This window comes from Aequorivita sp. CIP111184 (assembly GCF_900489465.1).
GTDB lineage: Bacteria > Bacteroidota > Bacteroidia > Flavobacteriales > Flavobacteriaceae > Aequorivita.
The window spans coordinates 87,393-96,882 of sequence record NZ_UEFQ01000032.1 but is presented as its reverse complement, the minus strand read 5'-3'; the positions used below and the strand labels follow the sequence as shown (position 1 = coordinate 96,882).

At 36.9% G+C, this 9,490-nt stretch carries 5 protein-coding genes; 1 reads left to right on the top strand and 4 read right to left on the bottom strand.

All coding sequences use genetic code 11. The features are described 5' to 3' along the window. Window positions 1-178: 178 nt before the first annotated feature. Window positions 179-3,097, bottom strand: a complete 2,919-nt coding sequence (locus AEQU1_RS15695) for a GEVED domain-containing protein (protein WP_111882620.1) — start codon at window positions 3,095-3,097, stop codon at window positions 179-181. 216 nt (window positions 3,098-3,313) lie between these two features. On the opposite strand from AEQU1_RS15695, the gene purL reads away from it, so the two are divergent. After that, entirely contained in the window at window positions 3,314-7,033 is a 3,720-nt protein-coding gene (gene purL, locus AEQU1_RS15690; protein WP_111882619.1) for a phosphoribosylformylglycinamidine synthase, read from the top strand. Window positions 7,034-7,115: 82 nt separating this feature from the next. Here the strand turns inward: purL and AEQU1_RS15685 are convergent, their stop codons facing one another. The 3 genes from AEQU1_RS15685 to AEQU1_RS15675 all read right to left on the bottom strand — a co-directional run bounded on the left by AEQU1_RS15685 (window position 7,116) and on the right by AEQU1_RS15675 (window position 9,462). Next, window positions 7,116-7,535: a hypothetical protein gene (locus tag AEQU1_RS15685; protein ID WP_111882617.1), complete on the bottom strand. Its 420-nt coding sequence runs from the start codon at window positions 7,533-7,535 to the stop codon at window positions 7,116-7,118. A gap of 123 nt (window positions 7,536-7,658) precedes the next feature. Beyond that, complete coding sequence (locus tag AEQU1_RS15680; protein WP_111882615.1) at window positions 7,659-8,447, bottom strand: hypothetical protein; 789 nt, start codon at window positions 8,445-8,447, stop codon at window positions 7,659-7,661. Between the two features lie 19 nt (window positions 8,448-8,466). Further along, window positions 8,467-9,462: a hypothetical protein gene (locus tag AEQU1_RS15675; RefSeq protein ID WP_111882614.1), complete on the bottom strand. Its 996-nt coding sequence runs from the start codon at window positions 9,460-9,462 to the stop codon at window positions 8,467-8,469. Window positions 9,463-9,490 lie beyond the last annotated feature (28 nt).

Here is a 9,490-nt window from a genome sequence, read left to right as displayed (position 1 = left end):
ATTTCATGATTTGTTTTTTAAAATTTCTGAATTTTAAAGGTAGTTGATATAATCTGATTTTTAAAAGCTTAAAACCAGAAGTTTAAACTAATTTGAACGCAAATAAATTTTGATTTTTTGATTATTTTAAATAAAAAAAGCGGGCACTGCCCGCTTTTAAATAATTATTTAATTAATGTTATTTAACAATAATTCTCGCTGTTTTTATTGCTTTCGTAAACTGACCTCCAGCTTTTACGATATACACTCCGCTTGCAGCGTAAGACATATCAAGTTTTAAATTATAAGAACCGTCAACTTTTCCCACAGGCTTGATACCTAACTCCTGACCCAGCATATTATAAACAGATATATAACCCATTCCATCGTAATCTGAAACAAGAGAAATATCAAAATGTTTGTTATCTGCACTTGTAATAATTAGCTGAGAGTTTCTAATTGATAGATCATCCACTCCTAAAGTACCAACGTTTGCAGTATAGTCTTCAGTTTCGCCAAAATCGGTTTCTTCACAAGCATCTGCAGGAACTGGTGCTTGCCAATTGCTTTTGGCCCTCATTCTATGTTCACCAATGGCTGCGCCAGAAGGAATTACCAAATTTACAGTTTGAGTATATGTTCCGGCACCTTGACCAGGAGCTATAACAAAGTTTGGAACAACAATCTCATCATTTGAAAAAGTAGAATCATCATTAAAATCTATCCAAACTTTTATGTTTTGATCTCCATAACCTGTTGTAAATGTGATACTATTCGTGCTCCCTGGAGCCAAGTTTGCTATTTGGTCTGTAAAATCTCCATACCCTTCGCATTGAGAAACGTTGTTTATTTCAGCAATAGATACTAATCTAAATCCATCTCCAAATGAACAGTCTAAAACTGGTTGGCAAAGTAAGTTTTCAACAACTGCTGACACAGAGTTATTTGACGGGTCTTCATCACCCACCAATAAAGTAGAAACTGTTAAGTTATATGTACCTAAAGTAGACAAATCAGCAGTTTGTGTGAAGCTATAAGTAACCTCTTCCTCTGAGTTAATTGTATTCGTAAAGGTTTCAACAATTGGTGTATTGCCATTAACTACATATTGAACATCAAAATTAGACTGTGGCAGAGCGCCGAAGTTTTTTAAGACAACAGATACTGTTTCATTACCTAGACCAGTGCCAGATACCGGAGCAGTTATTTCAATTGCACCCACATCGTTTGACAGTAGATTTGTAACTTCTTTAGTAAATGGGTCATTAGGAGTAAATTCATCCCCTACTAAAGCTGTTTTTGCTTCAATGGAATAAGTTTGCCCAGACGCAGATAAATCTACAGTTTGAGTAAATGTATAGGTGCCAGTTTCATTTTCTAATAACGTACCTGTAAAGGTTTCGCTTGCAACAAGATTTCCATCTACCCGCAATTCTAAAGGAATATTAGATTGTGAAGCAGAGCCAAAATTACGAATACTAACTTCAACAGTTTCTGCATTCGTCAAAATTCCATTTTCAGGTTGAATTATTGCATTTACTCCCACATCATTTGCAAAGCCTCCCGAAAGTCTATAAGATGCTATTTGTGTTCTCCAAGCATTATTAGAAGAAAAGAAATCTGCTGTATGCCAAAAAGTAAAGTTATCAGGATCCATGGTAGTATGCCCATAATCGCCATATCTGTAACTATTTGTTCTTACTCCAACTCCATTAACAATAGTTTCTTCGGCAACGGTCATCGTTCCCAATGGGTCCCCATCAAAGCGGCCTGTATATCTAATACCTACTGGAAGTGTAGAACTTCCAATACTATAAGCCAAACCAATATTTCCGGCAGCATCCATTGCTGAACTGCTCATAAAACGACTTTGTCCATCTGCAGGAGCATAGGTTCCTTCTTGATAAATAGTCCAAGGGTTTGATGCATCATTTCTTAATTCTATCCAACGAATCCCACCGGTATCATTATTATCGATAAAAGTGTTAAAAGTAATTAACCAAGAATTGTGGTCTGCGAAACTTCTATAATTTGCTGCGAAAGAAACAATTCCTCCATGACCAGCAAGCTTTTGGTTCGTTCCTGGTTGACTTATGGCACCTTGGCCAAATATCTCCCCTGCATTAAAAGGAACTGTTGCAATCTCAAGAGGTGCAGATATAGTTGAGTTTCCTGGAGTAGTCCAATCTGTTTCAATTTCCCAAATCTTTAAATGATCAAAAGAAACTCCTGCCCAAGCATCATCTTGAAGATACGTTATATAACCTGGTGTATTGGGTGGAATTGTAGTTCCTAAAAGGTTTGCTGCCTCAGGACTCTTTACTTGGTTCGGGTTTACCACAACTCCAGGCAGTGAAAATATTATTATTTGTGGGTTTGGACCACCTGCAATTATTTCATCTCTATCCATTGCAAACGCTCTGGTTGTTTGGCCGTCAAGATTTATAGTTCCATAATATGCATCCGGCCAAACAGCATAGTGTGGATAATCTGGAAAACCGCTGAAAGAATATTGATAAACATTGTATGCTCCTGTAGGATCATTTGTTACCGATACACCAACGGCTAATGAGTTTCCTCCATTAATACTACCAAATTCACTAACCAACCATCTGTCTGCCAATTGATCGTAAAGAACTATGGGGTCACCACTATTTCCACCAAAACCTAAAAAGGTACCTAATGAAACGGGGCCCACTAATAGATTTCCTGTTTTATCAAAAATCTTAACAAGTGAATTTACCGAGTGAACATAATGATTTGGCCCAACAGCACCTGTGGGATCAGGCGGATAATACCCAGATTCGGAAGAAGATGCTCCAATAAAATTTTGTTCTATGGCTCGAGTTCTTACTCCTCCAAGTTTAGTTTGAATGTTATCAATGATTGTTGGAGGGCCTTCATTAATTTCAATTTGTGTAGTAGATTCGTTTGGAACAACCGTTAATGTCTTTGGATCTAAATTAAGATTTTCTGGCAGGGTTGGAAAATCTCTTAAAGGCATTGTTTGTCTAACAAGAGTTCCCGTTATAATTTCTTCGGGCGGAAACTTTTCTTGTGCAAATAGACCAATACTCAGCAATAATAGAATTGCCGAAAGTAATTTTGTTTGCTTCATTTTTTTAGCGTTTAGGAATTAGTGAATAAAGTTCCACAAGGTACTATTAAATTTTAGCTTTTAAGCTTAAAATAAAGTAGTTAAAAAAAATTATTTACTTTTCTTTAATAGCGATTTTGAAATTTAAAATATCTTCAAAATTGGTTACCTTTGCACCTTTATTCACCCAAGCCTTAGCGAAGGTGAATCTTTAAAAATGAACTAATACTTTAAAGGATGATTCACTTTTTTGGGAACGTTGAAAACACAATTTTCGCAGTCCAAACCCACGGAAATATTTCAGAAGAAAATAGTAGAAAGTTGGAGTGGCTTTTTGGCAACCAACCTAAAATAAATCAATCCGTCCTGTCACCAAATGCGACGGATTTTTTTATTGGCCCTCGTGCCGCAATGGTTACACCTTGGAGCACAAATGCTGTTGAAATCACTCAAAATATGGCTGTGGAAGGAATAGTCCGTATTGAGGAATTTCATAATAGCACTTTTGAAAAAGGAACTTTTGATCCGATGCTTTTGCAGAAATTTACAGAATTGAATCAAGATATTTTTGATATTCATGTGCAACCGGAAGCCATTTTGGAGATTGAAAATATTTCAGAATACAATCAAAAAGAAGGCTTGGCCTTAAACGCTGAAGAAGTTGAATATCTGGAAAATCTATCCAAAAAACTGGGAAGAAAACTTACAGACAGTGAAGTTTTTGGCTTTAGCCAAGTGAATAGCGAACACTGCCGTCACAAAATTTTCAACGGCGTATTTGAAATTGACGGCAAGGAAATGCCCTCTTCCCTATTCAAACTTATTAAAAAGACTGCTGCCGAAAATCCAAACGATATTGTTTCGGCATACAAAGACAACGTGGCTTTTGTAAAAGGTCCAAATGTAAAACAATGGGCCCCAAAAAGTGGTGATAAGCCCGATTATTACGAAGAAAAGGATTTTGAAAGTGTAATTTCAATAAAAGCTGAAACACACAACTTCCCAACCACCGTTGAGCCATTTAACGGAGCAGCAACTGGTAGTGGTGGTGAAATACGCGACCGTTTGGCTGGTGGAAAAGGTTCGTTGCCATTGGCGGGAACTGCGGTTTATATGACCTCCTATTCAAGATTAAACGACGAAAGACCATGGGAAAAAGGAATGAAAGAACGCGAATGGTTATACCAAACGCCACTCGATATTTTAATAAAAGCTAGTAATGGCGCTTCAGATTTTGGAAATAAATTTGGGCAACCATTAATTGCTGGTTCCGTTTTAACATTTGAACACGATGAATGCTTCGACAAGCTCAGCATGACAAATGCGAGAAAACTTGGCTTCGATAAAGTAATAATGCTTGCAGGCGGAATTGGCTACGGAAAAGCGAGCCAAGCCATTAAAGGCAAACCGCAGGAAGGTGATAAAATAGTAGTTCTTGGTGGCGATAATTACCGAATTGGGATGGGTGGTGCTGCAGTTTCTTCAGCAGATACCGGTGAATTTCACAGCGGAATTGAGCTGAATGCAATCCAGCGAAGTAACCCAGAAATGCAAAAACGTGCCGCAAACGCCATTCGCGCAATGGTTGAAAGTGATGAAAATCCAATCGTTTCCATCCACGATCACGGTGCAGGGGGACACTTGAACTGCTTGAGTGAATTGGTGGAAGATACTGGAGGTAGAATTGAATTGGATAAACTTCCTATTGGTGACCCTACCCTTTCTGCAAAAGAAATTATGGGTAACGAGAGCCAAGAACGCATGGGCTTGATTATAAACCAAGAAAATATCCAAAAGCTAAAAAAAGTTGCCGATCGTGAACGTTCCCCAATGTATGAAGTTGGTGTGGTTACTGGCGATCAACGTTTCTGTTTTGAAAATAAAAAAGGTGAAAAACCAATGGATTTCGCCTTGGAGGATATGTTTGGCAGCTCGCCAAAAACAATAATGAAAGACAAAACCATTAACAGGAAGTATAAAAACCCTGATTATGAGGTTTCAAAAATAAAAGAATATGTAGAGCAAGTGCTTCAATTGGAAGCCGTGGCTTGTAAAGATTGGCTTACCAACAAAGTGGACCGTTGCGTAACTGGTCGTGTTGCTAAACAACAAACCGCAGGACCGTTACAACTTCCGTTGAATAACTGCGGGGTAATGGCGCTTGATTACAACGGAAAAGAAGGCGTTGCCACTTCTATAGGGCATTCACCATTATCGGCTTTAATTGATCCTGCTGCAGGTTCGCGAAATGCCATTACTGAATCCTTGACTAATATTGTTTGGGCTCCGTTGAAAGATGGTTTGAAAAGCGTTTCGCTTTCCGCAAACTGGATGTGGCCTTGTAATAATGAAGGCGAAGATGCTAGACTTTATGAAGCAGTGAAAGCAGTTTCCGAGTTTTCAATCGATTTGGGAATCAACGTTCCCACGGGGAAAGATTCACTTTCAATGAAGCAGAAATACAAGGATGGGGAAGTGATTTCTCCCGGAACCGTTATTATTTCTGCCGCTGGAAATTGTAATGATATTAAAAAGGTTGTGGAGCCCGTTTTACAAAGAACTGGCGGAAGTATTTATTACATCAATATTTCGCAGGATGCGTTTAAATTAGGCGGCTCCTCTTTTGGACAGGTTCTGAATTCCATAGGAAATGTAGCTCCAGATGTAAAAAGCGCAGACTATGTAAAAACTGTTTTCAACACTTTACAGGAACTCATTAGAGAAGGAAAAATCCTTGCGGGGCACGATGTGGCGTCAGGAGGTTTGATTACAACATTGTTGGAAATGTGTTTTGCCGATGTTAACTTAGGTGCAAATCTGGATCTTTCAAGTTTAGGCGAAAGTGATATGGTGAAAGTATTATTCGCTGAAAATGCTGGCGTTGTGCTTCAAGCCTCGGAAGATATTTCTGTAGAAAAAATGCTTTCTTCAAAAAATATCGACTTCAAAAAGATTGGCACGGTTTCAGAAAACGAAACGCTTCAAATAAAAAACAATTCCGAAGAACTTAGCTTTAGTATTCCTGAAATGCGTGATGTTTGGTATAAAACTTCGTATTTATTGGATAGAAACCAAAGCGGTGAAACTTCAGCAAAAGAACGTTTCAACAACTATAAAAACCAACCGCTGAAGTTTGAGTTCCCTATTAATTTCACTGGAAAATTGGAATGTCACCCTGAGCGCAGTCGAAGGGCTGATGAGCCAAAGATAAAAGCCGCAGTAATCCGCGAAAAAGGAAGCAACAGCGAACGCGAAATGGCTTATATGCTGCACTTGGCAGGTTTTGATGTGAAAGATGTGCATATGACTGATCTTGTGGAAGGTCGCGAAACATTGGAAGATATAAAATTGATTGTTGCCGTTGGTGGTTTCAGTAATAGCGACGTTTTAGGAAGCGCAAAAGGTTGGGCTGGTTCATTTTTATACAATGAAAAAGCAAACAAGGCGCTAAAGAATTTCTTCGCAAAAGAAGATACACTTTCATTGGGTGTTTGCAATGGTTGCCAACTTTTTGTAGAACTTGGTTTACTTAATCCCGAAGACGAAGAAAAGCCGAAAATGCTTCATAACGATACCGGAAAGTTTGAATGTGTATTTACTTCGGTGAAAATTCAGGAAAACAATTCAGTGATGCTTTCCTCTTTGGCGGGAAGTACGTTGGGAATTTGGTCTGCACACGGTGAGGGAAAATTTAGTTTTCCAAACAAGGAATCGCATTATAACATCGTGGCGAAATACGGCTATAATGCTTTGCCAGCAAACCCTAACGGAAGCGATTTCAACACTGCAATGATGACTGATAAAACTGGACGTCATTTGGTTATGATGCCGCACCTGGAACGCTCTACGTTTCCATGGAACTGGGCGTATTACCCAAAAGATAGAAAGGATGATGTGGTTTCGCCTTGGGTTCAGGCATTAGTTAATGCCCGTGAATGGCTTGAGAAAACAAGATAATTTATTTTATTTATTTGTTTTTTTTAAAGAAATTCTTACTGTACACAGGCCGAATTCCCTCGCCAGTGAAGGGCAGAAAGTATTATTCTTTCACCAATTCATATTTATAGAATCCAATGTTGTTTTTATTTGCAGAAAGCACTAATTGGTTTCCATTTATGGAATAATCATATTCTTCATTTAATATTAAATTCCAATCAAAATCTGCTGTCCATATATTAATGTCAGAGAAGTTTATCTTGGTCGTGCCTTTTTCATAAGTTCCACTTCCTCCGGCAGGAATTCTATCGGCGTTTCCGCTACTTTGATACTTGTTATTTTCGTTAAAAATAACTGTTACGGGTCTTGAAAAGCTATCTCCGTTTAAATATTCAACTGTAAACATGCCACTGTAGGTGCCCTGAAGATTTTCATTTGCAGTAGTGTCATCGCTCTTGTTGCAAGCGTTGAATGCTAAAACCGCTATTGCAATTACAATTACTTTATAAATTCCATTTTTCATAATCTTTATTTATTGGTAGATGTTATTTTAACTAAAAGGTTGCGTTCTAAAATTATACTGTGGTTTCCTCGGTTTTTGACAAGATTGCGAAATGCACGAATTGCAAACGCACCTCAGCGAAAGCTAGTTATTGAATCTTTTCATCATCGCTAATTCTGTAGTTGCCATATTGGCAATTAAAGAATACCCTTTTGGTATTGACTCACTATTCTTTAATAGTTCCTTAAGTTCTTCAAGTGCTGCTTCTGCCTTTATCAAATCATTTTGCAACAGCCAATATTCCCCTAAATATAGATAACCGTAAAGTTTCTCTATGTCTTCTTTATTAGATGCAAGCAGTTCATCTAGAAGTGGTTTTACTTTGTCGTCATTTTCAAAATTGTCATCAAAGAGATACATTCCTATTAAGGAATACGAATTGCTTTCCCGGTTTTCCATTTCTGCTTTTTTTGAGTATAAATCCTTTCGATAAACCAATTTCCCGTGGTCTATTTTATACCATCTATAAATCGATTCTTCCGAATCAACTTTTTCTTCAAAAACGCGACTCTTTTTATTAAAATTGGTAGCAAGCACCAGTATGTCTCCCAACTTTTCTGTATTGCCCATAAAATTGAAGGCTAAACGTGCAGGGGGCCCACTTGGCTGTTCTATCATCACCAATACTTTTTCATCTTTTGTAACTGAATAATATGCATTGTGTAAAATTGCATACATTTCATCATCACTAAGTTGCTTGTATAAATCTGTCATATAAAAAGCATCTGCAAATGTTTGATGCACAAAGTAAAATTTATCAATAACTAATTGATTTTCTTGAAAGAGCTTCCCTTTTTCATAGCTAATCTGGTTTTGGGCAAAGGAGTTGAGAGCTATGGTAAGCAATGTAAATGTTGCAAGTAGATTTTTCATAGGTTTTAATGTCTAATTTTTATATTTTCTCCTCATAAAGACTCTTTATTTTTAAGTCTTTATCCCAAACAGCGTGTATTTTTAAATGATAAATGATGTCTTTGCCTTTGTTTTCTTTTAGCAATTTATAAATCATATTGTAGGTTACGGAATAGCTATCATTCAAAGGTGTAACTGTAAAAGTATCCCACTGAATAGCTGTACTTGTTGCTGGATACTTTTTAATGTATCTTTTAGTGTCTTCTTTTATTTCCTCTAATGTAAGTTCAGATTGACTGTACCATTTATCCACCCTCGGATTAATAAAATTTTCTAAAGCATCTATATTTCCTGAATGAAGGGTGCTGTAATATTCTGTTGTTTTTTGTTTTAATGTTTCTTCTATGGAAGTATTATATGCATTAAACAATAAAAAAGCCAATAAAATCATGCCAATACCAGAGGCAGCTAATACTTTTTTATTTTTGAAAAATGTGATTGAAGTTTCTTTAGCTGGTGTTTCTTGTTTTGCAGGCTCGTTTTCCAAAGGCTTTTCAGATTCTTCTTCAGTTTGTTTCATTTGAAGGTTTAAAGTATTGCTAGCAATCAGTCCCTTATTAATATTGAAACGCTTTAAAAATGTTGGGTAAAGCTCTAAATAGCTTAACTGGTCTAAAGGAATTAAACTTACATTCTTAGGATTGTCAGGCACACCTCCATAGCCAATTGCTATAAAAATAGGAATGTTTTCTTCTTTTTGGAAAACCTTAAACCGTTCTATTTGACCGTAACTTATTACCTCAATCTTTTTATCTGCTTTAAACCGGGAACGGTATTTGGCTTCTACATAAAACTCTTGCTCTGTTTTTTTACATCTAAATTTAAAGTCTGGTCTTAAAGTATCTTCCGCATACCTAACTTTATTTTGATCATAATTATTTGTTCTAGATACTAGAACGTAAACCGTAGCTTTAAATAATTCAGTTTCAACAAACTTTTCGAATAAATCTCCTTTTTTAAATGACTCTGGCTGCATTATTTATTAGTTTGGTAGTTTTAAAAAT

Coding starts and splice junctions, on each gene's coding strand:
- AEQU1_RS15695 (WP_111882620.1), bottom strand. CDS start 3,097: ATGAAGCAAACAAAATTACTTTCGGCAATTCTATTATTGCTGAGTATT.
- AEQU1_RS15685 (WP_111882617.1), bottom strand. CDS start 7,535: ATGAAAAATGGAATTTATAAAGTAATTGTAATTGCAATAGCGGTTTTA.
- AEQU1_RS15675 (WP_111882614.1), bottom strand. CDS start 9,462: ATGCAGCCAGAGTCATTTAAAAAAGGAGATTTATTCGAAAAGTTTGTT.
- AEQU1_RS15680 (WP_111882615.1), bottom strand. CDS start 8,447: ATGAAAAATCTACTTGCAACATTTACATTGCTTACCATAGCTCTCAAC.
- purL (WP_111882619.1), top strand. CDS start 3,314: ATGATTCACTTTTTTGGGAACGTTGAAAACACAATTTTCGCAGTCCAA.